This is a genomic window from Dactylosporangium sp. CS-033363, from assembly GCF_050942475.1.
Taxonomy (GTDB): Bacteria; Actinomycetota; Actinomycetes; order Mycobacteriales; family Micromonosporaceae; genus Dactylosporangium.
This window is the reverse complement of the sequence record NZ_CP192032.1, coordinates 833,384-859,024: the sequence shown is the minus strand read 5'-3', so window position 1 is coordinate 859,024 and position 25,641 is coordinate 833,384. Positions and strand designations below refer to the sequence as shown.

Genomic DNA, 25,641 nt, shown 5'->3' with positions numbered 1-25,641 from the left:
GCCGAATGGTCCGACATGAAGGTCACCGTGGCCCGGAAGCTCGGGGCGCTCATCGTGCTGGCCGCGCTCGGCATAGGAGCCACCGCCGTCGTACTGGGCGTGCTCATGGGCGGCCTCGCCAGTCGCTTCACCGAGGTCGCGGAGCAGGACCACCCCTCCGTGCGCGCCGCGCTGGAGATGGAGGTGGCCAAGACCGGGCAGGCGGACGACCTCGGCAGCTACGTCGCGAGCGGCGACCGGCAGTTCGTCACCGCATGGACCGCCGACCACACCGAGTTCGCGAAGTGGCTCGACGCCTACCGCAAGCTGGACGTGACGGCGCACGAGGCGTCGGTACTGGATGCGGTGTCCAGCGCCGACGCGACGTACCAGAGCGAGGGCGAAAAGGTCGTGGCGCTGGTCGAGGCCGGAAAGACCGCCGAGGCCACCGCGGCGTCCAACGACGTCCTCGGGCCGCTGGAGGACCGGATCTTCGCGGGCCTGACCGAGCTGGAGGATCTCAACACCGCCACGATCAACGCCGCGACGGCCGCGGGCATGCACCAGGTCCACGTCGGGGCGTGGATGGCCGGCGTCATCCCGATCGCCGCCGTGGTGGTCGTGACCGCCCTGGCCGTGCTGATCGTGCGCGGCATCGTGCGCCCGCTGCGGTCCGCGGTCGCCGCATTGGGTCGCGTGGCCGCGGGAGATCTCACCGGTACCGTCGAAGCGCGCGGCCGCGACGAGCTCGCCGACATGGGCCGGGCCCTGAACCGCGCCACCGCCGCGATGCGCGAGACGGTCGACGCGCTCGGCTCGACCGCGACGTCGCTGACCGACACCGCCGGCGACCTGTCGCGCTCGGCCGGGGACACCGCGACGAGCGCCGACAACGCCAACGTCCAGGCCCAGAGCACGGCGTCCGCGGCCGAGGAGGTCTCGGCCGGGGTGAGCACCGTGGCGAGCGCGTCCGAGCAGATGACCGCGGCGATTTCCGAGATCGCGCAGAACGCGTCCCGCGCCGCGCAGGTCGCGACGGCGGCCGTGGACACCGCGGCCGACACTTCGAGCACAGTACAACTGCTGGGGTTGGCCTCTGCGGAAATCGCCGAGGTGCTCAAGACGATCGCCGGCATCGCGGCCCAGACGAACCTGCTCGCGCTGAACGCGACCATCGAGGCGGCCCGGGCCGGGGAGTCCGGCAAGGGCTTCGCGGTGGTCGCGGGCGAGGTCAAGGACCTGGCCCAGGAGACCGCGCGGGCGACCGAGGACATCGGCCGGCGCGTCGCGTCGATCCGCACGCACACCGGCGCCACGACCGAGGCGATCGCGCGCATCGCCGGCATCATCGACGAGATCAACGACTACCAGAACACCATCGCGTCGGCGGTCGAGGAGCAGACCGCGACCACCGAGGAGATCAACCGCTCGGTCTCGGAGGCGGCGGCGGGCACCCAGGTGATCGCGGCGAACGTCACGCACCTGGCCACCACCGCGCAGGCCGTGACCGAGGCGGCGTCCGCGTCCAGCCGGGCCGCGTCGTCGCTGCACGAGACGGCCGGTCGGCTGCGTGTTCTGGTGGGCCGCTTCAGCGTCTAGTGGCCGCCCCGGCAGCAGCGGGCCTGCGCGTACAGCTCCTGCATGCGCTCGCCCGCCTCTTCGGGCCTGTCGAGCGGGGTCCGGAACGGCAGCCGCACGTCGCGGGCGCGGCCGGCGAACTCCAGGCGGAGGACCACGCCGTACCGGTCGATGCGCACCGGCACGATGCGCTTGACGCCGTGCAGGTGGTGCGGCGGCACCAGCCGGGCGAGGCGGTCGACGGCGTCGGGGTGGGCGTCGGTCAGGTGGCACAGCAGGTCGGCCTCGACGTGCGCGAGCGGGTCGGGCGCGGCCGCGGCGAAGTCGTCCGGGTCGACCGAGATCTCGGCATCGCGCCCGTACGCCGGGTCCTGCAGCGTGGCCTCGGCCAGGTCCAGCGCCAGGCCGCCCTCGGGGTGCACGCCGAGCCAGCCGCCGAAGGTCGCCCGCGCCCGAACCCGCGAGCGGACCGAGGTCGGGGCCACGTCCGTGAGCTCGAGGACGGCGGCGGTGTCGGTGTCGGTGTCGTCAAGCGGTACACCCTGGATGGGCATGTCGAGCAGGATCCGCCCGGCCTCGAACCGATGCGCGCCCACCAGGTCGCACCGGCGCCCGGGGACGTGCAGCGTGAGCGAGCCGGCGGTGGCCAGTAACGAGCGCAAACGCTCGGCCGGGGTGGGGAGCTTGGACATCCGACCTCCTAAGGTTAGGCTTACCTTATTCGAAAGGAGCCCCGTGAACCAGTCACGCCCCAAGGTCCGCCGTTCCCGCGCGCTGGGCATTGCGCTGACCCCCAAGGACGTCAAGTACTTCGAGCGACGTCCCTTCCCGCCCGGCCAGCACGGCCGCGCGCGGCCCAAGGTCAGCGACTACAAGGTGCGACTGCTGGAGAAGCAGCGGCTGAAGGCGCAGTACAACATCCGCGAGAAGCAGATGCGGGCCGCCTTCGACCGCGCGGTGCGCCGCCCCGGCAAGACCGGCGATGAGATCATCATCGATCTGGAGCTGCGGCTGGACGCCCTCGTCCTGCGCGCCGGCTTCGCGCGGACCATCTACCAGTCCCGCCAGGTCGTCACCCACCAGCACGTGAACGTCAACGGCCGGCGGGTGGACCGCCCGTCGTACCGGCTCCGCCCCGGCGACGTGATCGAGATCGCCGAGCGCAGCCGGACCAAGACCCCGTTCCAGGTCGCGGCCGCGGGCGCGCACGCCGGCGAGCGGACGGCCCCGTACCTGGACACGAACCTCGCGGGCCTGACCACGCGCCTGATCCGGCTGCCCATCCGGCAGGAGATCCCGGTGCTCTGCGACGAGCAGCTGATCGTCGAGTTCTACAGCCGGTGATTGTTGCTTAAAGGCCTGTCGGCAGGGTCATGATCTCGGCCCCGTCGCCCGTGATGGCGATGGTGTGTTCGCTGTGCGCGGTCCGGCTCCCGGTCGCACTGCGCAGCGTCCACCCATCGTCATCGGTGACCAGCTTGGCCGTGTCCGCCATGACCCAGGGTTCGAGCGCGAGCAAAAGACCGGGGCGCAGCTTGTACCCGCGGCCAGGGCGCCCGGTGTTCGAGACGTGCGGATCCTGGTGCATGGTCGACCCGACCCCGTGCCCGCCGAACTCGGTGTTGATCTGGTACCCCGCGTCACTCAACACGGTCCCGATCGCATACGACAGGTCCCCGATCTTCGCCCCCGGCCCCGCCGCGGCGATCCCGGCCTGCAGCGCCCGCTGGGTAGCCTCGATCATCTTGACGTCCTCGGGGCGCTGGTTCTCACCCACGACGAAGCTGATCGCCGAGTCGGCCACGATCCCGCCCTTGGACACCGCGAGGTCGAGCGAGAGCAGGTCCCCGTCGGCGAGCGCGTAGTCGTGCGGCAGCCCGTGCAGGACGGCATCGTTGACCGACGTGCAGATGTAATGCCCGAACGGCCCCCGCCCGAACGACGGCGCATAGTCGACGTAGCAGGACAGCGCCCCCGCCTCGACGATCATGTCCTGACACCACCGATCGATCTCGAGCAGATTCGTCCCCACGGCGGTCCGGCTCTTGAGGCTCTGCAGAATGTCGGCCACCAGCGCACCGGTAACCCGCGCCCGCGGCAGGTCGGTGAGCTCCAGAATCTCGATCATGTCGGCGTCTTCCCTCGCTACCAATAACTATCCCGGCCATACTATCCCGGTATTAGTATTGGAGCATGGTCAGGTTGCCGCTCACCGCGGAAGAGCTGGAGCGCGGGGAGCGCCTGGGCGCCTTGCTGCGCCGCGCCCGGGGGGAGCGGTCGATGCTGGTGACCGCCCTCGAGGCCGGCGTCTCACCCGAAACCCTGCGAAAGATCGAGTCGGGGCGGGTGGCCACGCCGGCGTTTCCGACCATTGCCGCGATCGCGGACGTGTTGGGGCTGTCGCTGGATGCCGTGTGGGCTGAGATCAACCAGCCTGACCGTACGCCGGTCCGGAGGCTGGCCTCGTAGGTTCCGGGCTACCTTCCAGGACTGCTTGTCGAGCACCGCCATGGCCCCGGGCGAGACCGCCTCGAACTCCTCGCCCAACTCGACCCGAATCCGCGCGCCGGCGGTGACCTCGGCTCGCGACGCCGAAGCGTCCTGAGTGCGGCGCAGCCACATGAGCAGCAGCATCACGGTGGTCAGCCGCCGCTGACCGTCGATGGGATACGAGACGCCGTCGCGGCCGGAGGTGATGACCGGCCCGAGGAAGACGGCTGGTAGGACTTCGGCCCGAACCGCGGCCCGCTGAAGATTGCCCGGATACGCACTGCCGCAAAACGCGGAACGGCCGGCCGCCCCGTGGTGGGGTGGCCGGCCGTGTGCCGTGAGGCGTCAGTTGGCGGCGACGCCGAACTGGCCCTCACCGGCGTGGAACTGGGTGCCCTCCGCGAACGCGCCATCAAACCGCTGCGACAACGCGTCGAGCTCACCGAACTCCGCCGAATGCGAAGACTCGCTGCCCTCCGCGGCGAAGACGTGGTCATCCTCCGACGCGTCGTGGCTGTAGTTCGTGTAGTTGTCCGCCTCGTAGTGCACCGCCGCCGGCTGGTCGTACTCCACGTGCGAACCCGTCGAGAAATCGGTCGACTCCGCGGCGTGGTGGTCGTTCTCGTACACACCGAACTGCGACTGCGCGTCGTACTCCGAACCGTTCGCCTGGTGCAACTGGTCCAGACCCTCGTGCTCCTGACCCGCCGAGTAGTGGCCGTAGTCAACGTCGTGGCCGGAGTCGCCGCCGTCGAAGTCGCTCATCTGATTATCTCCCTGGAATCGTTGTCCTTGTTGACGACAACGTTAGGCAAGCCGCGGATCCGAAGAATCCCGGAAACGTGCCAGCGCGGCGGGAAGCCGTGACAGTACGGTTGACGATATATCTCGGACACCGTAACTTGACAGGCATGCGGGAACCCACCTTCCTGATCCTGACCGCGCTCGCCGCGCGGCCCCTGCACGGGTACGGGCTGATCCAAGAGGTCAGCGCCCTGTCCGCGGGCGACGTCGTGCTCGGGGCCGGGACGCTCTACGGGGCGCTCGACCGGCTCGTGGAGCAGGACCTGATCGCCGTCGATCGGGAAGAGGCGGTGGAAGGGCGCCTTCGCCGGTACTACCGGCTCACCGACACCGGCGCCGGCGCCCTCGCCAAGGAGGCGGAGCGGCTCCAACGGCACGCCCGGGCCGCTGCCGAGCGCCTCCGGCAACGAGGACCGGTGACCGCGTGAGGGAAACGAGCCTGGAGTCCCGGTACCGCCGCCTCCTGCGCGCCTACCCCGCCGCCTATCGACGGGAGCGCGGCGACGAGATCGTCACCATCCTGCTCGACACCGCCAAGCCGGGGCAGACGCGGCCGACCAGGGCCGAAGTCAAGGACCTGATCGCGAACGGCGTGCGGCAGCGGTTCCGGCTCCCGGTCGGGCGGCTGATGGTCGTCGCGGCCGCGTGCAGTGCGCTCGCGGTCGGTGGGATCGGGGCGGCGGCCGGCTCGACCGCGGGCTGGGCGAGCGCGGCCGACCCCAGCGACGCCGAGGTTGCGACCATGCTCGACGTGGCGGCCGGCAAGCCCCTGCCGCACCAGGTCTCGCACACCCAGCACCAGACCGTGGTGGAGGCGACGACCACCGACCCGCTGCCGGCCGCCTTCGTGCGCGCGCGGCTGGAGGAGGCCGGGTGGGTCGTCGACGTGGACTACGCCGCGCCGGCCACGATCGCCGAGCGCGGCGGGGTCGTGCTGACCCTGGCGACGTGGGAGTGGGCGGGCACCACCAGCGTCACCGCGGTCGCGACGCCGGCCGTGCCGCCGTTCGTCGCTCCGCTCACCGTTGCCGGGGCGATCGGCGGGGCGCTGGCGGGGTGGCTGCTGGCGGCCTGGATGGGTTATCGGGCCGGGCGTTCAAGAACAGCAATCCTGGCTCTGGTACTGCTAGCGCCTTCAACAGCCGCCGCCTGGTACCGCACCGCCCGCGCCGTGCGGTTCGCGCTGGAGTCGGAGCACGTCGGGTACACCCGGATCGGGAACAATGATGTGATCGGCGCCTATGTGTCGCAGCCCCCGCTCGCTGCCGCCGGGCTCGTGGTCGCGGCGCTCGCGATCGGGCTCGCCGCGCTGGTCCGAAACCGGCCGAAGGTGGCTACGCTGCCCTGATGGCGCAGCAGTACGACGTGATCGTGGTGGGCCTCGGCGGCATGGGCAGCTCGGCCGCCTACCACCTGGCCGCGCGCGGGCAGCGGGTGCTCGGGCTGGAGCGGTTCGGGCCGGCGCACGATCAGGGGTCCAGTCACGGCGGGTCGCGGATCACGCGGCAGGCGTACTTCGAGGACCCCGCGTACGTGCCGCTGATCCTGCGCTCGTACGAGCTCTGGGACCGCCTGCAGCGCGACTCCGGGCGCGACCTGCTCACGCTGACCGGCGCGCTGTTCATGGGGCCGCCCGAGTCGCGGACGGTCGACGGCAGCCGGCGTACCGCGGAGCAGTGGGACCTCCCCCACGAGATGCTCGACGCGACGGCGATCCGGCGGCGGTTTCCGCAGTTCACGCCGCGCGACGGGGAGGTGGCGCTGTTCGAGCGCAACGCCGGCGTGCTGCGCCCCGAGGCCGCGGTCGAGGCCAACCTAGCGCTTGCTTCGCGCCATCAAGCCACGCTCCGCTTCCACGAGCCAGTCGTGACCTGGGAAGAAAAAGCCGAAAAAGTCCTGATAAAAACGGACAAAGCGCAATACGAGGCCGACCAGCTCGTCATCTGCCCCGGCGCCTGGGCCCCGCAACTCCTGCCAGACCTCAACGTGCCGCTAGAGGTGGAACGCCAGGTCCAATTCTGGTTCGAGCCCCAAGAAAAGCTCGAAATCCCCATCTTCATCTGGGAAGGGGAAGACCCGAAAGGCATGCAGGTCTACGGCTTCCCCCAGGAAGCAGAAGCGGTCAAGGTCGCCTTCTTCCGAAGGGGCGAGCCCACCACACCGCAGACCATCGACCGCGCCATCCGGGAAGAGGAGATCGAGTACATCGCCCGCTACCTCAAGGACCGGGTGCCGGCGATCCCCGGAAGATTCCTGCGCGGCAAGACCTGCATGTACACCAACACCCCCGACATGCACTTCGTGATCGCCCGCCACCCGGGCCACGACCGCGTCACCGTGGCCTGCGGCTTCTCCGGCCACGGCTTCAAGTTCACGCCCGTAGTAGGCGAGATCCTGGCCGATCTCGCATTGACCGGCAGCACCGGTCATCCAATTGCCCTCTTCGATCCAGGGCGAGGGTATCCGAGCGGGGTCGAGTAGCCGGGCACGCCGGTAGCTTCCATCGAGACAGCGGAAAGTCTCGATGTGGAGGTACCGCATGATCCGATTCCGACGCACGCTGCTCGCCGTCGCACTGCTGGCCGGGATGGTCGGCACCACGGCCGTGGCCGGGCCCGCGGCGGCGGCGACGGACACCGACATCCGCGACCGCCTGGAGGCCGCGCCCGGCGTCACCGTGCTCGAGGAGCAGCCGGTCGTCGCGCCGTACCGCTTCTTCATCCTCAGCATCACGCAACCGGTCGACCACCTGAACCCGCGCAAGGGCACCTTCGAGCAGCGGTTCACGTTGCTGCACCGCGGCACCGACCGGCCCACCGTGCTGCACACCACCGGGTACAACGTGCCCGAGTACGCGTTCCGCTCCGAGCCGACCCGCCTGATCGACGGCAACCAGATCTCCGTCGAGCAGCGCTTCTTCACCCCGTCGCGGCCGGCCGACCCGAACTGGCAGCAGCAGCTCACGATCTGGCAGGCGGCCACCGACCACCACCGCATCGTGCAGGCGCTGAAGCCGATCTACAACCAGAAGTGGATCTCCACCGGCGCGTCCAAGGGCGGCATGACCTCGGTGTACCACCGCCGCTTCTACCCCGACGACGTGGACGGCACGGTCGCCTACGTGGCGCCGCAGGACGTCGTCAACCCCGAGGACTCCGCGTACGACACGTTCTTCACCAAGGTCGGCACCGCGGAGTGCCGGGCCGCGCTGGACGGCGTGCAGATCGAGGCGCTGAAGCGGCGGGCCGAGTTCGTGGCGCGGTACCAGGCCTGGGCCACCGAGAACCAGCGGACCTTCTCGATCGTCGGGAACGCCGACCGGGCCTTCGAGTTCATGGTCAACGGCACGACGTGGGCGTTCTGGCAGTACAGCCTGGCCAGCGACTGCGCCGACGTGCCCGCGCGCACCGCGTCCAGTGACGACATCTGGAACTGGATCGACCTGATCTACGGGCTCGACTCGAACACCGACCAGGGCATCGAGGGCTTCATCCCGTACTACTTCCAGGCGTCCTACCAGCTGGGGTACCCGGAGATCTCGCTGCCGCACCTCAAGGGCCTGCAGCACTACCGCGGCCAGGACCGGGCCCAGTCCTACATCCCCAAGGAGCTGGTCCCGCGCTTCCAGCCGCTGGCCATGCTCGACATCGACATCTGGGTGAAGTTCGCGGGCAGCCGGCTGCTGTTCGTGTACGGCGGCAACGACCCCTGGGGCGCCGAGCCCTTCCGGCTGGGGCCGTTCACCCGCGACTCCCAGTGGTACGTGGCGGCGGGCGCGAACCACGGCGCCAACATCGCGGCCCTCAAGCCCGACGAGACCGCCAAGGCCACGGCCGCCGTGCTGCGGTGGGCCAATGTGACGCCGCCGGCGTCGTCCTTCAGCGCGTCCGGGGCTCCCGGGTACATCCCGAGCCTGGACGACCACAACCTGGCCCTCGACCGCCAGTTCAACCGCTGATCCCACGAGGAGCGGCCGGGACCCGATCGCGGGCCCCGGCCGCACCCCTTTACGCCACGGTGACGTTCACCGTCACGGTCTTGTTGTTCTTCACCTGGTACGCGGTGGCCGACGCGAAGTCCCCGCCGCCGACCCAGCCCGAGCGCCCGTCGCCGGTGTACCAGCGCAGCTTGACCGACTGCTGTGGCGCGAGGAACGGGGCCGTGTAGTGCCCGCCCGCGTCCATCGTCTGCCCGCCGTTGCCCGCGGCCTCGCCGGTGACCGAGTTGTACGGCACGACCTCTCCCTCGACCGGATGCCCGGCCGCGTCGGACATGGTGCCGGCGATCGTCCCGCCGCCGGTGCGCAGCTTGATGTTGGCCGCGACGCTCTTGCCCACCTTGACGGTGACCGTCGTGGCCTCGGGCCGGCTCACCTGGTTGCCCGACCAGCGCCACTGGTAGTCCCAGCGCGCGAACTGGACCGGCCAGGCGTACGGGCCGAGGCCGCCGATCGTGTAGGTGCCGTTCTCGGCCGTGGTCGCCTGCCGGCAGCCGTCGCCGCTGTGGTCGGGGTACTGGGCCACGACCGAAACGCAGGCGTACGGCACCGGGGCGCCCGTGGCCAGGTCCGTGACGGTGCCCCGGATCGAGCCGGCCGCGTCGAACTGCACCGCCGGCGCGGTGATCGCCTGGCCCGCGGCCAGGGTGATCGTCCGGGCGGCCCCGCGGTCGCCGGTGCCGCCGGTCGCGCCCACCCACTGCGCCCCGAGCGCGTCGTCGTTCGGGTCGGCGTAGATCTGGTACGTGCCGGGCTCCAGCGGCCCGGCCACGGCCGTGCCGGGCGTGGACTCGTCCGAGCAGCCGATGAAGTTCGGCGGCGGGAACAGGTCGCCGGCCTTGGCGACCCGCACGCAGCCCTCGGCCGCGGCGCCGCCGGCCCGCTTGGTCATCGGCACGCTCAGCACCGCGCCCGGGCGGAGGGCCACGTCGAGCGTGGTGTCCGGCCCGCCGGCCACGGTGACCCGGGCGTTGTCGGCGTTGAAGTGCGCGCGGTCGTTGATGGTGACGTCGAAGCCCCAGGCCCCGGCGAACACGTCGTGCAGCACCAGCTCGGGGCCGTCGGCGCAGCCGCCGAGCGAGAAGACGACCCGGTCCCAGGCGCAGAAGCCGGACAGCGGTGCCCCGGTCGCGGCGTCGTGGGCCTTGATGTGCAGCGTGCCCGTGGGCAGGAACTGCTCGTCCACCGTGGCCACCTGATCGGCCACCACCGGCACCGAGGCGGCCTCGTCCCGCAGGAGTTTGCCCGGCGTGTACTGCACGATGTTGTTCGCCCCGGTGAAGCCGAGGATCCACTTGTCGCTGACCGGCACGTCGTCGATCCGGTAGCGCCCGTCGGCACCGGTCGTGGCGTTCTTCCCGGCCACCGAGAAGTCCCGGTAGCTCGTCCCCACCGCGACCCCGGCGGCCGGGCTGCCGTCGGCGTTGGTCAGCCGGCCGGCGATGGAGCCGGTCGCCACGAGCGTCTCCTGCAGCGCCGTCGACTGGCCGGCGACCACGGTGATCGGGGCCGCCTCGGCGTAGCTGAGCACCGCCCCGTTCCACTGGGCCACCGACGGGTACAGGCTGAAGTTGAGCTTGTACGAGCCCGGCAGCACCTCGAGCGAGAACGTGCCGTTGTCGGGGTCGGTGTGCCCGCTGCCGACGTAGTTCTGGTCCACGGCGGTGTAGACGATGATGGAGGCCTGGGCCGGCGAGCCGTCGCGCTTGCGCAGCGACCCGGTGATCCGGCCGGTCGGCAGGGCCTGGTCGTCGACCACGACGGTGGCGCCCGCGGCCACGGCGAAGCGGTCGGCCGCACCCGGGGTCAGCTTCTGGTGCGCGTACTGCGTGAAGGCCGTGCCGAACGGGCTGAAGCTGACGACGTACTCGCCGGCGTCGAGCCCGGAGACCGTGTAGGCGCCGGTCGCGTCGGTGTGGGTGGTGTGCGGCAGGCCGAAGTCGGAGGTCTGCACGCTGACGTAGGCGCCGTTGAGGGGCTGGCCGGCGGCGTCGGTGAGGTGGCCGGTGACCGTGCCCGTCCCGGCCGCGAGGGCCGGTCCGGCGGGCACCGCGATGCCGGTGACGACGAGCGCCGTGGCTGCCAGGGACAGCAGCGAACGGCGCAGGGCATGCTTTCGCAAACTGCGCTCCCAAAGGGGGTGGCTGGGGTGGCGCATCGATCATTCACGAATCGATGGCGGCCCGGTACCCCGGAGCGACGTACTAGGCCGGAACGTCCAAAATCGGGCGCAGCTGCGCGGGCGGGCGGTCGCGCTTGCTCCACTCGCGCGGGTAGCCGACCGAGACCTCCTCGTGCCGGATGCCGTCGACCCAGATGGTGCGCGGGATGTGCAGGTGCCCGTAGACCACGACCTCGGCGTTGAAGCGGGTGGGCCAGTCGCGCGTGCGGGTCGTGCCGCACCAGAGGGCGAACTCCGGGTACCAGAGGACATCGGTCGGCTCCCGGACCACCGGGAAGTGGTTGACCAGCACCGTCGGGCCCTCGATCGCGGCCAGGCGGGCCTCGGTGAGCTCCAGCCGGGCCGCGCACCACGCCGCGCGGCCGGGGTAGGGGTCGGGGTGCAGGAGGGCCTCGTCCGTGCCCACGATGCCCGCCTTGTGGGCCATCGCCAGCGCCTCGTCGGACGAGGTCGCGCCCTTGGGCCAGAACGAGTAGTCGTACAGCACGAAGAGCGGCGCGACCGTCAGCCGGTCCTCCCACCTGGCGTACGGGTCCTCGGGCGTGAGCACTCCCAGCTCGCGGCAGGCTTCGACGAGCCGCTCGTACCGGGCAACCCCGCGCGACTGCTCGGGATCGTTCTGCGGGGTCCACAGCTCGTGGTTGCCCGGCGCCCAGATCACCTTGGCGAACCGCTCGCTGAGCGTGCGCAGCGCCCAGGTGACGTCGGCGAACCGCTCGGCCACGTCGCCGGCCACGATGAGCCAGTCGTCGGGGTGGGTCGGCCGCAGCTGCTCGACGAGCGCGCGGTTCTCGGCGTATCCGACGTGGAGGTCGCTGATCGCCAGCAGTCGCCCGGTCACCTTGGCAGCCTACCGACCCGACCTCCCGGGCCGTCTCCACCGTGATTGCTGTGTGCGGCCGCACCGGCGAACGCCTCAGGCGAGCTCGCGGCCCAGGCGCACGGCGACGATCGAGGGGTCGACGCCGTGCCCGCGCAGCATCCGCGCGCCCGGGCCGTCGCCCTCCGAGGCGATCGCGAAGAGCAGGTGGGACGAGCCGACGTACCGGTGCCCGAGCTCGTTCGCGAGCCGCGCGGCCTCGCCGGCGGCCCGGAAGAGGTCGGCGCCGTACGGCGGGTCCCCCCGCCCCACCCGCCAGGCCTTCTCCTCGCGGGGGATGTCGGCCGGGCCGGGCGAGAGGTCCATCGCGAAGTCCTTGACGGCCGGGTAGGTCAGCCCGAGCTCGGCCAGCACGTGCGCGCCCCGGTTGGTGGCCTCGGCGTCCTCGGCGAGCCGGATGCGGGTGATCTCCATGAGGTAGTCCAGCGAGCACATGGCCATCACCATGTGCGCCTGGCCGACCAGCTCGCAGCCGCCGCGTACGGCCTGCTGGACCGCCTCGCCGCGCAGGACCGCCGGGGCGGCCAGGGCCGAGAGCACCGGGTCGCCCTTGCGCGCCGGGCGCAGGAAGGCGGCGGCCGAGCTGACCGGGGGCGTGCCGTCGAGCAGGAACTCCTCGTCGGGGCGCAGGTGGAAGCGGCGGATGAACTCCGACCACTCCCCCGGCGAGGCGCACTCGACGAGCAGCGCGCGCAGGAACAGCCGGAAGCCGATGCAGCGGATCGACGGCGCCTCGGCCGCGGCGGCGAGCGCCCGCCCGAGCCCGACCCGCACCCGCGGGTCCCACACCGGCAGCGGGTCCGCGGCCGAGCGGCGCAGCTCCCGGCGGGCCCGCCACTGGGCCAGCCGCAGCGTCGCCTCGACCTCGTCCTCCTGCTCGGCCGGCACCCCCTCGCCGGAGGCGCCCCAGCCCGGCAGTATCTGCCAGCGCACCTCGTCCGCGCCGAGCATGCGGAGCATGGCGTCGGCCGCCCGCTCGGCGCTCACGCTCGGCTCGCGGGCCTCCCAGGCCCGCCGGACGGCCCAGGACAGCGCGACCTGCACCTCGAGGGAGGCGACGGGTTGACCGAAGCTCACCGCGCCACGGTACTGCAGCCGCGAAAAGCCGCGAAAACACGATTCCCCCGCCGGTACGGGCGACCGGCGGGGGAACGCGCTGCGAGCGGGCGAGGCTACAGGTTCAGCTCGTCCATCGTGTAGAAGGAGAACTCCTCCCACCAGCCGCCGACCACGGTGCGGCTGGCGGCCAGCGGCGAGGCGCCGGCGTTGTCGGCCGTGACGTACCGCGCGTTCGCGTTGGCGAAGAGGCTCGTCGAGCCGTCCGGGTTGGCGACCATCGCGTACATCTCCCAGGAGCCCGGGGCCGCCCGGTTGGCGATCAGCCGGCCGCCGTTGTTCAGGTCGACGGTCACGTAGTTGCCGTTGGCGTGCGCGACGAACGCGGCGTAGCCGTTCACGTCGACCACGTCGAACTGCTCCCAGGCGCCGATCGTGCCCCGGTTGGCGATCAGCGGCGAGGCCCCGCCGTTGTCGGCCGTGACGATGTTGTCGTTCGCCCACGACATGAAGAACACCACCGCGCCCGGACCGGCCAGGTCGAAGGACTCCCACGCGCCGACGGACGGGCGGTTGGCGATCAGCTTGCCGCCGTTGTTCAGGTCCACCGTGACGTACTTGCCGTTGACCGCCGCCCGGAAGCTCACGCTGCCGTCGGCGTTGCGCACGAGCGTGAACTTCTCCCAGTCCCCGATGCTCGTCCGGTTGGCGATCAGCGGGGCGTTGCCGCCGGCGTCGGCGGTGATGAAGAGGTTGTTGGCGCTGGAGCGCAGTCCGACGAGCCCGCCGCCGGCGTCGACGACGGTGATGCCCTCCCAGGCGCCCTTGCTGAGCCGGTTGGCTACCATCGGCTTCGTGCCCGCCCCGTCGGCGGTCACGATCAGGCTGTTGGCCCGGGCGCGCAGGCCGAACGACGCCGGGGTGCCCGGCTCCCCCACGCGCAGCAGCTTGGTCGTCGTCCCGGTCCCGGCCCCGTGCACCGAGCCGGTGATGCTCGCGGTCACCATGGCGTCGCGGACCTGGGCCGGCGTCCAGGCCGGGTGGGCCTGCAGCAGCAGCACCGCGTCCCCGGCGGCCAGCGGCGCGGCCATCGAGGTGCCGTCGGCGAACGTGCTGGAGGCCGCGAAGGCCGACTCGATGCGCACGCCCGGCGCGAAGAGATCCAGGCACGCGCCGTAGTTGGAGAACGAGGCCCGGAAGTCCATCTGATCGGTGGCGCCGACCGTGATCGCCTCGGGCACGCGGGCCGGCGACTTGACGCAGGCGTCGGTGTTCTCGTTGCCGGCGGCGACCGTGTAGGTGATGCCGGACGCGATGGACTGCTTGACCGCGTCGTCGATGGCCTGGCTGACGTCCGAGCCGAGGCTCATGTTCGCCACGGCCGGCTTGACCGCGGTCGCGGTGACGTGCTCGACGCCCTCGACGACCTGCTCCAGCGTGCCGTGGCCGGTGCAGTCGAGCACCTTGACGGACTCGATCGGCACGTTCTTGGCCACGCCGAACGTCGCGCCGGCGATCTCGGCGGCCACGAAGGTGCCGTGGCCGTCGTCGTCCATGCCCGGCTCGGGCTGGGCGCAGTCCGCGAGCTGGGCCGGGGTGTAGGTGACCGAGAACGGGTGCTGGAAGCCGGTGTTGGCGGCGAACTCGGGGTGGTTCTTGTCGACGCCCGAGTCGATCACGTAGACCGTGACGCCGCTGGCCCCGCTGCCGCCGGTGGGGTACGTGTAGCCGTGGTCGAGCGGCAGGAAGGGCTGGTCGATGCGGTCCAGGCCCCAGAGGTTCAGGTCGTCGGCCGGGTGGGTGTTCTGGGTGTCGGACTTCGAGACGAGCTTGTTCTGCTCGACGTACGCCACGCTCGGGTCGGCCGCCAGCTTGCGGGCGTCGGCCTCGGACATCGTGGCCGAGAACCCGCGCAGGGACTTCGACCAGACCTTGCCGACCTTGGCGTTGTGGGCCTTCGTGAGCGTGCCGGCGCTCGCGGTGACCTGGTCCTGGGTCGCCTTGGTGTTCTTGAGGACGACGAGGTAGCTGTTCGCCACCGCGCCGAGGCCGCCGGCCCGGAACTTCTCCGTCGCCGCGGGCGCCTTGGCCGGCGCGCTCGCGGTGTCCGTACGGTTGCCGAGGCCGAACGCCGGCTTCTTGACCTTGCTGGTGTTGCCTTGCTGCACAGGCGCCGCGAACGCCGCGGTGGTGCCGGCGGCGACGAGGGCCGTGGCGACCGCGCCGATGACCGCGAACCGGGTCATCGAGGCACGTCTGGGCAGGGGTGATTCAGACACAGGCGGAACTCCCCGTTGCTTGGGCCCCTGCCCGAACGGACGAGGGGCTTGGGTCACAACGGGGGACATCATCCCCACGAATCGGCGAATGCGACTCCGTCGATCGGTCAATTTTTCCGGTCCGAAAAGCGACCGGCCGCGGGTCCGTCAGATGTTCGCCGGGGGTTTGCGGATCCGCTCCTTGAGCAGAATCCAGAGCGCCTCGACGCCGTCCATCGCCGTGATCTTCTTGCCCTCCTCGCGGGAGCGCGCGGCGTAGCTGATCGGCACCTCGAACGGCCGGACCTTGCGGCGCAGCAGCTTGCCGGTCACCTCGGCCTCCATGCCGAAGCCCTTCGACTTGACGGCCAGCGAGCGGTACAGCTCCAGCGGCATCAGCTTGAAGCACGTCTCGAGGTCGCCGAGGTAGCAGTTGTACAGCATGTTCGCCGCGGTCGTGACGGCCTTGTTGCCCATCACGTACCAGAACGAGAACGAGCTGTGCGAGCCGAACGTCCGATTCCCGTAGACGACCGTCGCCCGCCCGTCGAGCACCGGGTCGAGCAGGCGCGGGATGTCGTTCGGGTCGTACTCGAGGTCGGCGTCGAGGATGACCATGTAGTCGCCCGTCGCCTCGGCCACGGCGGTCTTGATCGCGGCGCCCTTGCCCTGGTTGCGCGGGTGCGTGATCGGGCGCAGGCGGCTGTCGTCGGCCGCGGCCAGGATCTGGGCCGTCCCGTCCTTGCTGCCGTCGTCGACGACCACGAGCTCGATCTCGCACGGGTAGTCAACGGCGAGGGCCTGCTTCAATGCGTCAGGCAGCCGGGCCTCTTCGTTGTACACGGGCATCAGGATGGAGAGCTTCACGGGGACTCCAGCGCTTGGTTACGAGACGGGCTCACAGTACGCTGACGAAGCCCCGCAGTCATCCGCGCCTGGTCACCCACGGCTCACCACCTCTCACCCCGGGCCCGGCCAGGTCGGTATAGTCCGCCGGAACGTCTCGGCAGCCGGGGGAGCAGCGATCTTGCAGACCGAAACCATCGCCGATCCGCCTCAGCAGGCGGCCGGCGCCGGCCCGAGCGAGCCCCGGCCTCGGTCACACCGCGTGCACATCTGGGCCGCCACCGGGCTGATCGCCCTGGGTGTCGCGATCCGCACCACCCTGATCGCGCTGGGCTGGCCGGAGACCAACAGCGACGAGGGCTTCATCGGCCTCATGGGGCTGCACATCGCCTACCGCGGCGAGCTGCCGACCTTCTATCCCGGGCAGTTCTACATGGGCCCGCACGAGGCGTTCCTCGGCGCGGCGCTGTTCAAGCTCTTCGGCACCTCGCTGTTCGTCCTGCGCCTGGGCATGGTGCTGCTGTTCGCGGTGTTCCTGATCAGCAGTTACCTGTTCACCCGGCTCGTGTACGGGCCGCGCTGGGCGCTGGTCACGCTGGCGCTGCTGGCGCTCGGCTCGCCGTACGTGTTCGCCCGCGAGCTGTCCGCGATCGGCGGCTACGGCGAGACGCTGGCCGTCTCCTCCCTGCTGTTCCTGATCGCCGCGAAGCTGGTGACGGCGTACCGGCCGTACCGCGTCTTCCGGGAGTGCCGCTGGCGCCTGGCCGCCTACGCCGCCTGGGGCGTGCTGGCCGGCACCGGCCTGTGGTCCGACCTGCTCATCGCGCCGTTCGCGCTGATGTCCGGCGTGGTGCTGGTGTTGTACTGCCGGCGCGAGTTCGTCCAGCTGGCCGCGCCCGTGATCGCCGGGGCCGGGCTGGTGCTCGGGATGTTCCCGCTGCTGTGGTTCAACCTGCACGCCGCGCCGGGCACGGACACGCTCACGACGCTCTCGGTCGTCCGCGGTACCCCGCCCGAGGGCCTCGAGGCGAAGCTGCACGCGCTCTGGGACGCGGTGCGGGTCAGCGTGCCGATGATGACCGGCGAGCCGTTCTGCCAGGCCAACGAGCTGGCCGCGATCGGGCCGACGACGTCCTGGGCCCGGCCGTGCTCGCTGACCCGGGCCGGCTGGGGCACCGGCTACATGCTGCTGCTCGGCGTCGCGACCCTGCTGGCCGCGTGGCTGCTGTGGCGGGCGTGGCGCAACCGGCGCACCGAGCCCACCGGCTCGCGCCGCCCGAGCCTGCACCTCGCGATGCTGCTGGCCGCGCTGATCACGTTCTACCTGTTCGCGTTCAGCAACGCGGCGGTCGTCTGGCCCGCGATCCACGCCCGGTACCTGATCGGCTTCGTGATCGCGCTGCCCGCCGTGTTCCGGCCGCTGGCCGAGGGCTACGGGTGGGCGAAGGAGCGCGCGGGCCTGTTCCCCAAGCTGCTCCGGCTGGTCTGCGGGGCCGGCGTGCTCGGCTACGGCCTGGCCCTCGTGCTCGGCACCGGGGCGGCGTTCGCGGACGTGCCGCGGGTACGGGAGGTCAACCGGAACGACGCCGCCCTGGTGGACACGCTGCACCGGGAGGGCGTCCAGCACTTCTACTCGGACTACTGGATCTGCGCGAAGATCGCCTTCCGGGCCGAGGAGCGGATCACGTGCGCCTCGACCAACGAGGCCCTCGACATGGGCCCGGGCCAGAACCGCTATTTCCAGTACTGGGTGGACACCACGGCCGACCCGCACGCCGCATACGTCTTCGCCGACAACCCCTGCCGCTCCCTGCCCTGGTTCAGCTGCAAGGGCTCGGAGTTCCTGCAGAAAGCCGGCGGCACCTACCGCCTGCCCGCCGTGGAGGCGATCCTGGACAAGGCGGGCAAGACCTACCGCGTCGAGCACGTCGACGGCTACGTCATCTACCTCGTGAATTGATCGGTCCGCCGGGGGTTCGACATCCCGGCGGCCAGGGAGTTAAGGTTCCCGGTGCGCAACGACCGACCGTCCCCCAGCGGCACCGGCGCCCCGAAGCGCGAGGGCCGGCTCGCCGCCCTCGACGGGCTCCGCCTCATCGCCGCCCTCCTCGTGGTGTCGTACCACTACGTGGGGACCACGCGCTCGCACCTCTGGGAGCGCCCGAACAACCAGATCTTCACGCATCTGTACGGCCTGGCCACCTACGGCAGCTTCGGTGTCCAGCTGTTCTTCGTGGTCAGCGGGTTCGTCATCTGCATGAGCTCGTGGGGCCGGCGGCTGAGCGACTTCCTGATCTCCCGGATCGTGCGGCTGTACCCGATGTACTGGGTCGCGGTCGCGCTGTCCTTCACGGTCGTCTACCTCAACCGCCCGACCGCCGACTCCGTGCAGGTCATCCTGCGCGTGCACTCGCTGTCGGACCTGCTGCTGAACTTCACCATGGCCCAGGAGGCCTTCGGCGTCCCGCACGTCGACTGGGTCTACTGGACGCTCTGGTCGGAGCTGCGCTTCTACCTGCTGTTCGCGGTCGTCGTGCTGATCGGCGTGACCTACAGGCGGACGCTGGCCTTCTGCGCGCTCTGGCTGGCCGCCACGGTCCTGTTCGGGCAGCTGAACATCCCGCTGGTCAACGCCGTGGTGCAGCCGGCCTACTCGCCCTACTTCATCGTCGGGATTCTGCTGTACCTCGTGCACCGCTTCGGGTCGACCTGGCTGCTCTGGGGCATGATCGTCTTCAGCCTGCTGGTCGCGCAGCACCAGCTGCTCGTCGACGTGCGGTGGACCAGCAACTTCATCAGCCACCCGCTGAGCTGGGTCTTCGCCGAGTTCCTGGTGCTGGGCTTCGTGGCCTGCGTGGCCGCGGTGGCGCTGGGCTGGACCAGCTGGGCGCGCTGGCGCTGGCTGACCGTGGCGGGGGCGCTGACCTACCCGCTGTACCTGCTGCACCAGGACATCGGGGTCATCTTCATCCGCTCGATGCGGGGCCGGCTGGACCCCTGGCCGCTGCTCGCGCTGACCGTCGGCGGCATGCTGGTGGTGGCCTACCTCGGCCACCGGCTGGTCGAGCGGCCGTTCGCCCCGATCCTCAAGCGCGGCCTGCGCCGCGGCTTCGACGCGATCGGGCGGGCCGACAGCGGCGTCCTGCAGCCCAAGGTCGTGCCGGAGAAGGAGTCCCCGCCGCCGCCCCCGCCGCCCGTGAAGCGGGACCCGGATCCGGATCCCGATCCGGAACTGGTCAGCAACAGCAAATAGGCATGAAGAGAGGGCCCGGGTCGCGCGACCCGGGCCCTCTTCTCGTTCAGTTCGTCAGTGCGCGGACGTCCCACAGCCAGACGTCGTCGACCTGGCGGGCCGGGCCGAACAGCGGGTCGAGCGTGGCCTGCAGCTCCGGCAGCCGGGTGGTGGCCTGCTTGCCGTAGGCGACGAACGCGTCGGCCTTGATGCGCTTGAGTTCGGCCTCGATGGCGGCCTTCTCGGTCGCGGTCGGGGTGACCGCCTTGCCGGTGCTGAAGACCTTGAGCAGCAGCGTCGCGGTCGGGCCCTTCGGCGGCTGGTTGCTCGCCTCGCGGTCGTTGCCGACGGGGCCCATGAAGTACCCCTCCGGAATCCGGAAGTCCATCCCGCCCGCGACCTGCCAGCTCAGCGGCAGCACGTTGTTGACCGCGTCCATCGGCGGGACCGGGAACATGGTGTGGTTCTCCGCCACGTACTCCCGGTAGTTGCCGGAGGTGATGAACCGCGGGATCGCCGGCAGGCCGGTGGCGGGCAGCGGCTGGGGCATGAGCGGTACCAGGGCGGCGGCGAGCGCGCCGATCCAGATGAGCCGCACGGGCACCTTCCGCTCGCCCTCGCCGGCGAACCTGGCCGACTTGAGCACCCGGTCGGTGGCCACGGCGAGCAGCACGCCCAGCGCCGCCACGGTGACGAAGGTGAACCGGCCGACGTTCATCGAGTCCAGCAGCGGCACGTTGACGAACAGCCGCCACGGGGCGGGGATGCCGGTGCCCTTGTGGTGCACGACGACCTCGGGCCCGATCGACAGCACCGCGAACAACCCACCGAGGATCGCCACGGTACGGACCAGCCGGTCCCGCCACAGCCACAGGAAGATCGCCACGGCCAGGATCGGCAGGGCCCAGCCGAAGTACGTGTTCTCCTCGCTGTAGTTCGTCGACGTCAGCACCCCGGTCTGGTTGCCGAGCGACTTCGTCGAGAACTCGGTGAACGTGTTGAGATCGTTGGTGACATAGTTCAGGTCACCGATGTTCTTGTAGGACTGCGTGCCGAAGAACTGCCAGTACAGCGGAAACGCCAGCAGCGGCAGCGAGACCGCGAGCGCCGTACCGATGCCGATGAGGAACGGCCGGCGCATCTCGCGCACCTCGTCCCGCATCCGCGCCCGGTTGCCGATCCCGTAGACGATCACGAACAGCGCCAGCGCGAGGGCCGCCATGAGCAGCACCTCTTCGCCGATGAAGACCTGGTAGACAATCAGCGCACCGAGCCACACACCGTCACGAACCGGCCGCTCGGACCGGAACAGCTTGAGCGCGAACCGGACGATCCAGGGCACCAGCCACAGCGACACCATGTTCAGGTGCGCGTTCCCGTGCGCGACCAGCGGCGGCGCGAAGGCGATGAACGCCCCGCCGAGCACCGCCGCCGCGCGGTGCAGGCGCAGGTCGCGGTGCAGCAGCAAGTACCAGCCGAACGCGGTCATCGCAAAGCCCAGCGTGGCGGCGACCACGAAGCTGGTGCCCGCCCCGAACAGCAGCGTGATCGGCAGCAGCGGCAGCGCCAGCCCGAGCACGCTGGTGTTGGCCATCATGTTGACGCCCACACCGGCGTTCTGCAGATCGTTGAAGAACGGGTTGTGCAGCCCGAGAAACGCCCGCGTATCGGCCGTCAGGAACCACTCGAACTGGAAGTAGTCGCTGTAGCTGTGCAGGGGCCGCCGCCCGCCCGGATCGACCCAGACGTGCGCGTAGAGGTACCCGCCGACGATGACGAACGCGGCGAGAATCAGCAGGTCGGCACGGTGCCGCCGGAGCCAGGAAGACCGTTCGGCGTCATCCACGGGCGCGTGCTCGATCTCCGGCTCATTGGTCACTGAGGTGTCGGCGCTGACGACAGACATGACGTGGAGAGTAGAGCATCACCTGCGGTAACCGTGAGTTTCGAGCCCCGCCCACGTGCGACCGGGACCCGCCGCGACCTCCTATTACAGCTTTGTGACAGAAACCCGGCGGCCGCACCTCCGGTCACATCACGGACGGCAGATCTTCGGGGTCGGCGCGCGGCAGCCACGTGAGGGCCTGGCCGAAGAGGCGGCGGGTATCGGCGTCGGGGCTGGAATGGGCCCGCTCGGCGAAGACGGCGCGGGTGGTCTCGTCGGCGCCGAAGCGCAGGCCGAGGGCGTGCACGGCGTGGCGGCGCACCGACCAGTCCCGGTCGTCGATCATCACGCCGAGCAGCGTGCGCACCTCCGGGTGCTGCCACGCGGACGCGCCCAGCTCGGCCACCGCGACCCGGCGCACCTGGACGTCGTCGTCGTGCTCGGCGCGATCGATGAGCAGGGCCCGCACCCGCTGGTCGTCGCCGAAGCGGCGGCCGAGCAGCTCGCAGGCCTGGCGCCGGATCGCCGGATCGGGCGCGGCGGCGCGGCCCATGAGCAGCACCACGAGGGTCTGCTCGGCCCCGAGCTGCGGCGCGAGGCTCTCGGCGGCCGTGCGGAACACCTGCGGGTCGACGTCGTTGGCGGCCAGATCGAGCAGCACGTCGACCAGCTCGCCGGGGCCGAAGCTGGCGATCAGGGTCTCCAGCGCGGCCAGCCGGATGCGGGAGTAGTCGTCGTGCCGGGCCCGCTCGACGAGTTTGTGCAGCACCTGCTCGCGGTGGCCGGGCCAGCCGGCGAGGGCCTTCGCCGCCTCGCTGACGATCTTCGGCTCGTTGTCGACCCCGATGCTGTCGAGCAACCGGTCGCGGACCTCGGGCGAGCCGCCGAGGCGGAGCAGGGCCCGGATGGCCTCCAGCCGCACGACGGTGTTGGCCTCGTCCGCCGCCTGCTGGACGATCAGCGCACGGGTGCGGGGATCGCCGGCGAAGTAGTCGGCCAGCAGCCGGGTGGCGGCCAGGCGGGTGCCGGCCGCGGTGTCCTCGCGGGCGCAGGCCAGGAGCAGGATGGCGGTGTTGTCGTCGGGCCAGTGCTCGGCGAGCCGGTGCAGGGCGAAGCTGCGCATGCCGGCGTCGCTGTCGATCCGCGCCGCCCGCTCGAGCAGCTCGCGGTCCGGCTGGTACCGCTCGGTCAGCGTCCGCAGCGCCACGAGCCGCAGCCCGGCGTCGCTGTCGGTCACCGCGCGGTCGGCGAGCAGTTCGCGCAGGGCGGGCCCGGTCCGGTCGAGCCGGACGAGCTCCTCCAGCGCCACCGACCGGCACCGCAGATCGGACTCCTTGGCCCGCAGCGCGTTGACGAGCAGCTCGCGCGTGTCCGGGCCCTGGTACCGCTCGGCCAGAAGCCGCAGCACGCACCGGCGCACCGGGTCGCTGGCCTCGGCGCCGACGCGAGCCATGAGCAGGCCCCGGATGTCCTCGCCGGCACCGACCCCGTCGATCAGGGCGTCGGTGGCCGCCTCGACCACGCCCGCGTCCGGGTCGGCGCGGATCCGCTCCATGAGGAGCTGCGCGATGTCCGGCCGCCCGGCGACGTGCCGGCCGAGGGCCTGCACCGCCGCCCGCCGTACCGGCTCGTTGGGCTCCTTCGCCGCCCGCTCGAACAGCAGGAGGTGCAGCGCGTCGCCGAGCTCGGGACGGGCGCCGAGGGTGCGCACGGCCATGAGGCGCAGCTCCGGGTACGGGTCGTCGGAGGCGTGCACGACCAGCAGCTGGGTGGTCTGCGGATCGGACCCGAAGCTGGCCACGAGGGCCTCGAAGGCGGCCAGGCGCACGGCGCCGTCCTGGTCCGTGCTGGCCCGGTCGGCCAGCAGCTCCTGGCAGCGGGCCCGGCGGGCGATTCCGGCCGGCCGGTCGCTCAGCCTGGGCAGGGCCGCGACCTCGGCCAGCCCGGCGATCAACGCGTGCCGGGCCCGGCGGTCGCCGACCCCGCCGAGCAGGTCGTTCAGGACGCCCTCGATGCCCTCCTGGGGCGTGGCCAGCAGCGCGGCGATCCGCGTGGCGAAGGAGGAGCCGGACATCCAGCTGACGCCGACCCCGCGGCGGCGGTACCAGAAGATGAAGGCCTCCCGGCCCGGCCAGTGCTCGCCGAGCACCCGGACCGTCGGCAGGAGTTCGGCCTCGACGATCTCGGCCGTGGTGCGGTCCTCGATGGAGATCCCGTGCTCGATGAGCAGAATGAGCTGGCGCAGCACCGTGTGGGCGGCGGTGGCCACCGAGCGCACGTCGGCCACCTCGGCCAGGCACTGCGCGGCGAGCACCAGGTTCCACGGCGGCTGCGGGAACTCCTCGGCCGGCCAGGGCCGGTTCACCTCGACCGCCAGCATCTCGATCAGCTCGCCCGCCGGCCGGTCCGGCAGCTGGCCCACGATGAGCCGCAGCACCTCGCGCCAGGACGGGTCGTCCCAGTGCTCCTCGAACAGCCGCCGCAGCCGCTCCAGGCTCCACTCGGGGTCGTCCTGCTCGAACCGCTCGACGATCGCCTGGGCGCAGAAGAACTCCAGGAACGCGCGGTGGACGAAGCCGTAGAGCCGCGAGCCGTACCGCCCGAGAATGAAGTTCCGCTCGCGCAGCTGCTCGATCATCGTGTTGGCCATCGCGCTGGCCCGGCCGCGCGGGTACGAGTAGCGCTCGACGAGGTAGTCCTCGAAGACCCGGACGAGCTCGTGCTTGGCGATGTAGTTGCCCGACAGCCCGCTCGGGCGGGACTGCATCCACAGGGCCAGCCGCTGCAGCAGCGTCCTGGTCGCGTCCTCGTCCAGCTCGGTCCCGTGGTGCTCGCGCAGTTGCCGGACGACGTCCCAGTGGACGATCAGCACCTCGGCCGCGTGGTCGTAGAGCTTCCAGCGCTCCTTGGGCAGCTCCTGGTTGCGGGCCATGACGGCCAGGATGGTCAGCAGCAGCGGGTTGCCGGCCAGCTCGCGGATCGCGGCGGAGTCGCCGATCGCGTCGCGGATGCGGGCCCGCTGCACCGCCGCCTCGTCCTCCTGCGCGTGCATGGTGAGCGTCTGCCAGCCGGACAGGAACCGCTCGATCTGCTCGTCGTCGAAGTCGTCGAGCGTGAAGTGGTCGAAGCCCGCCTCGGTGAGGGTCCGCCGCGCGTAGCCGACGATGCGCGAGGTGACCAGGACGCGCGCGTCCGGGAACCGCACCGCGAACGCGGCGATCTGGCTGGCCGTGTTCTCCCGCACCTGCCGGTCGAGGATCTCGTCGAGCCCGTCGAAGAGGAACAGGGCCTTGCCGCCGCTGCCGAGGTAGCGGCTCAGCCCGTCGCTGGGCAGCCCCAGCTGGTCGGTGCCGGCCCGGTGGTCGAGGTAGTCCAGGATGTTCTCGCACCGGCCGTCGCCCAGGTGGGCCAGGAACGAGCGCAGCTCGATGAGCACCGGGAGGTGGTCGCGCAGCCCGGTCAGCCGCGCCGGCACGGACCCGTCGGCCAGGGTCAGCGCCAGGAACCGGGTCACGGCCGACTTGCCCGAGCCCGGGTCGCCGAGCACCACCACGAGGCGGTGGTCCGGATCGGACACCACGTCGAAGAGGTGCTCGCGGGCCTTGAGCTCGTACGACTCGCGCAGCCGCACCGCCTGCTGCCGGTCGTCGGGCAGCTCCGGATCGTCCTCCGTCTGGATCCGCTGCCACCAGGCCCGCGGCACCTCGGGCGCGGCCTCCTCGCGCACCGACGGCTCCACGAAGACCGCCTGCAGCCCGATGCTGAGGTAGTCGCTCGGCCCCGGGTTCAGCACGTCCAGCTCGACGCCCTGGTACTGCTGGCGGAGCCGGCCGAGGTAGGCGTCGCGCGCCGCGTCGGTCAGCGGCCGCTCGGCGGCGGCACCGCGCGCGCTCTCGTTCTGCTCGCCCTTGTAGTTCGCCAGCGCGACCGTGACCTCCGCGGAGAGGTCGTCCGGGCCGGTGAAGAAGCTGCAGACGTGGTTGGTGCGCAGTTCCTCCCGCAGCGCGGTCATCCGTTCGAGGTCCTCGCCGCGGTCGACCTGGATCACCGGCCAGGCCGCGTCCTCGGACAGCAGGAAGATGTAGCAGGCCTTCCCGAGCCGGACCGCCTCGCGATACTCCAGCTCGGTGATGGACTTCGCCTGACCGGGTGGGCGGAAGCCGTACCGCCACGCGAAGAGTCCAATGTAGATGTCACACGCGGCCACGTCGGCCAGGCACCGCTCCAACGGCGGGCGCCCCTCGGCGACATAGGCCTCCATCGCCACGTCGTCGATGCCCAAACGGCGCAATGCGGCATGCACCACGCCCCGGCAATCCAGGAGGTCCTTCTGGGTCGCCGAGATGTAAGCCTTGGTCACGGCTGCTCCGGGGGTCGGTGGGTGCCGCCACCTCTACGGTAGCAACATCGATCGACCCCCCTGACCGCCTGCCGGACGCATTCCCGGGCACCGC

The 25,641-nt window shown here is 71.1% G+C and carries 19 protein-coding genes; 9 read left to right on the top strand and 10 right to left on the bottom strand.

All coding sequences use genetic code 11. The annotated features are described in order from the left end of the window. The first annotated feature begins 15 nt into the window (after positions 1–15). Positions 16–1,578, top strand: coding sequence for a methyl-accepting chemotaxis protein (locus ACQPZ4_RS04075; protein WP_433056255.1), 1,563 nt, complete (start codon positions 16–18; stop codon positions 1,576–1,578). Here the strand turns inward: ACQPZ4_RS04075 and ACQPZ4_RS04070 are convergent. Continuing rightward, positions 1,575–2,249: a DUF2470 domain-containing protein gene (locus tag ACQPZ4_RS04070; RefSeq protein WP_433056253.1), complete on the bottom strand. Its 675-nt coding sequence runs from the start codon at positions 2,247–2,249 to the stop codon at positions 1,575–1,577. The genes ACQPZ4_RS04075 and ACQPZ4_RS04070 overlap by 4 nt on opposite strands. Before the next feature lie 43 nt (positions 2,250–2,292). Between ACQPZ4_RS04070 and rpsD the strand changes: the two genes are divergently transcribed. Continuing rightward, a complete protein-coding gene (gene rpsD / locus ACQPZ4_RS04065) occupies positions 2,293–2,901 on the top strand; it encodes a 30S ribosomal protein S4 (RefSeq protein ID WP_433056251.1) in 609 nt (202 codons plus the stop codon). A gap of 7 nt (positions 2,902–2,908) precedes the next feature. Here the strand turns inward: rpsD and map are convergent, their stop codons facing one another. Further along, positions 2,909–3,685, bottom strand: coding sequence for a type I methionyl aminopeptidase (gene map / locus ACQPZ4_RS04060; protein WP_433056249.1), 777 nt, complete (start codon positions 3,683–3,685; stop codon positions 2,909–2,911). Between the two features lie 65 nt (positions 3,686–3,750). Here map and ACQPZ4_RS04055 point away from each other — a divergent pair, with 65 nt between their 5' ends. Continuing rightward, on the top strand, positions 3,751–4,026 hold the full coding sequence (locus ACQPZ4_RS04055; protein WP_433056247.1) for a helix-turn-helix transcriptional regulator: 276 nt from the start codon (positions 3,751–3,753) through the stop codon (positions 4,024–4,026). Between the two features lie 366 nt (positions 4,027–4,392). Here the strand turns inward: ACQPZ4_RS04055 and ACQPZ4_RS04050 are convergent, their stop codons facing one another. Beyond that, a complete protein-coding gene (locus ACQPZ4_RS04050) occupies positions 4,393–4,812 on the bottom strand; it encodes a hypothetical protein (RefSeq protein WP_433056245.1) in 420 nt (139 codons plus the stop codon). Positions 4,813–4,958: 146 nt separating this feature from the next. Here ACQPZ4_RS04050 and ACQPZ4_RS04045 point away from each other — a divergent pair, with 146 nt between their 5' ends. Genes ACQPZ4_RS04045 through ACQPZ4_RS04030 form a run of 4 tightly spaced genes read left to right on the top strand, consistent with a single transcriptional unit; the run spans position 4,959 to position 8,809 of the window. Continuing rightward, positions 4,959–5,279, top strand: a complete 321-nt coding sequence (locus tag ACQPZ4_RS04045; RefSeq protein WP_433056243.1) for a PadR family transcriptional regulator — start codon at positions 4,959–4,961, stop codon at positions 5,277–5,279. Next, positions 5,276–6,199, top strand: a complete 924-nt coding sequence (locus ACQPZ4_RS04040) for a hypothetical protein (protein ID WP_433056241.1) — start codon at positions 5,276–5,278, stop codon at positions 6,197–6,199. Before ACQPZ4_RS04045 ends, ACQPZ4_RS04040 begins: the two co-directional genes overlap by 4 nt. Next, the gene (gene solA, locus ACQPZ4_RS04035) at positions 6,199–7,332 is read left to right on the top strand and encodes an N-methyl-L-tryptophan oxidase (RefSeq protein WP_433056239.1); all 1,134 of its coding nucleotides are present in this window, start codon (positions 6,199–6,201) and stop codon (positions 7,330–7,332) included. The genes ACQPZ4_RS04040 and solA overlap by 1 nt, the downstream gene beginning before the upstream one ends. 58 nt (positions 7,333–7,390) lie before the next feature. Then, positions 7,391–8,809, top strand: coding sequence for a S28 family serine protease (locus tag ACQPZ4_RS04030; protein WP_433056237.1), 1,419 nt, complete (start codon positions 7,391–7,393; stop codon positions 8,807–8,809). Positions 8,810–8,858: 49 nt separating this feature from the next. Here the strand turns inward: ACQPZ4_RS04030 and ACQPZ4_RS04025 are convergent, their stop codons facing one another. The 5 genes from ACQPZ4_RS04025 to ACQPZ4_RS04005 all read right to left on the bottom strand — a co-directional run bounded on the left by ACQPZ4_RS04025 (position 8,859) and on the right by ACQPZ4_RS04005 (position 16,091). Beyond that, a complete protein-coding gene (locus tag ACQPZ4_RS04025; protein WP_433056235.1) occupies positions 8,859–10,970 on the bottom strand; it encodes a carboxypeptidase regulatory-like domain-containing protein in 2,112 nt (703 codons plus the stop codon). Between the two features lie 82 nt (positions 10,971–11,052). Then, on the bottom strand, positions 11,053–11,871 hold the full coding sequence (locus ACQPZ4_RS04020; RefSeq protein ID WP_433056233.1) for a metallophosphoesterase family protein: 819 nt from the start codon (positions 11,869–11,871) through the stop codon (positions 11,053–11,055). Between the two features lie 75 nt (positions 11,872–11,946). Next, positions 11,947–12,987: a Clp protease N-terminal domain-containing protein gene (locus tag ACQPZ4_RS04015; protein ID WP_433056231.1), complete on the bottom strand. Its 1,041-nt coding sequence runs from the start codon at positions 12,985–12,987 to the stop codon at positions 11,947–11,949. 95 nt (positions 12,988–13,082) lie between these two features. Next, positions 13,083–15,212, bottom strand: a complete 2,130-nt coding sequence (locus tag ACQPZ4_RS04010) for a S8 family serine peptidase (RefSeq protein ID WP_433056229.1) — start codon at positions 15,210–15,212, stop codon at positions 13,083–13,085. Between the two features lie 180 nt (positions 15,213–15,392). Continuing rightward, positions 15,393–16,091, bottom strand: a complete 699-nt coding sequence (locus tag ACQPZ4_RS04005) for a glycosyltransferase family 2 protein (RefSeq protein WP_433056227.1) — start codon at positions 16,089–16,091, stop codon at positions 15,393–15,395. Between the two features lie 160 nt (positions 16,092–16,251). Here ACQPZ4_RS04005 and ACQPZ4_RS04000 point away from each other — a divergent pair, with 160 nt between their 5' ends. Beyond that, a complete protein-coding gene (locus ACQPZ4_RS04000) occupies positions 16,252–18,030 on the top strand; it encodes a hypothetical protein (protein WP_433056225.1) in 1,779 nt (592 codons plus the stop codon). 51 nt (positions 18,031–18,081) lie between these two features. Continuing rightward, a complete protein-coding gene (locus ACQPZ4_RS03995; protein WP_433056223.1) occupies positions 18,082–19,323 on the top strand; it encodes an acyltransferase family protein in 1,242 nt (413 codons plus the stop codon). A 46-nt stretch (positions 19,324–19,369) separates the two neighbouring features. Here the strand turns inward: ACQPZ4_RS03995 and ACQPZ4_RS03990 are convergent, their stop codons facing one another. Both ACQPZ4_RS03990 and ACQPZ4_RS03985 read right to left on the bottom strand, forming a co-directional pair. After that, positions 19,370–21,208 carry a hypothetical protein gene (locus ACQPZ4_RS03990; protein WP_433056221.1) on the bottom strand — a complete coding sequence of 613 codons (1,839 nt, stop codon included), beginning with the start codon at positions 21,206–21,208 and terminating at the stop codon, positions 19,370–19,372. 124 nt (positions 21,209–21,332) lie between these two features. After that, the gene (locus tag ACQPZ4_RS03985) at positions 21,333–25,547 is read right to left on the bottom strand and encodes a HEAT repeat domain-containing protein (protein ID WP_433056219.1); all 4,215 of its coding nucleotides are present in this window, start codon (positions 25,545–25,547) and stop codon (positions 21,333–21,335) included. Positions 25,548–25,641 lie beyond the last annotated feature (94 nt).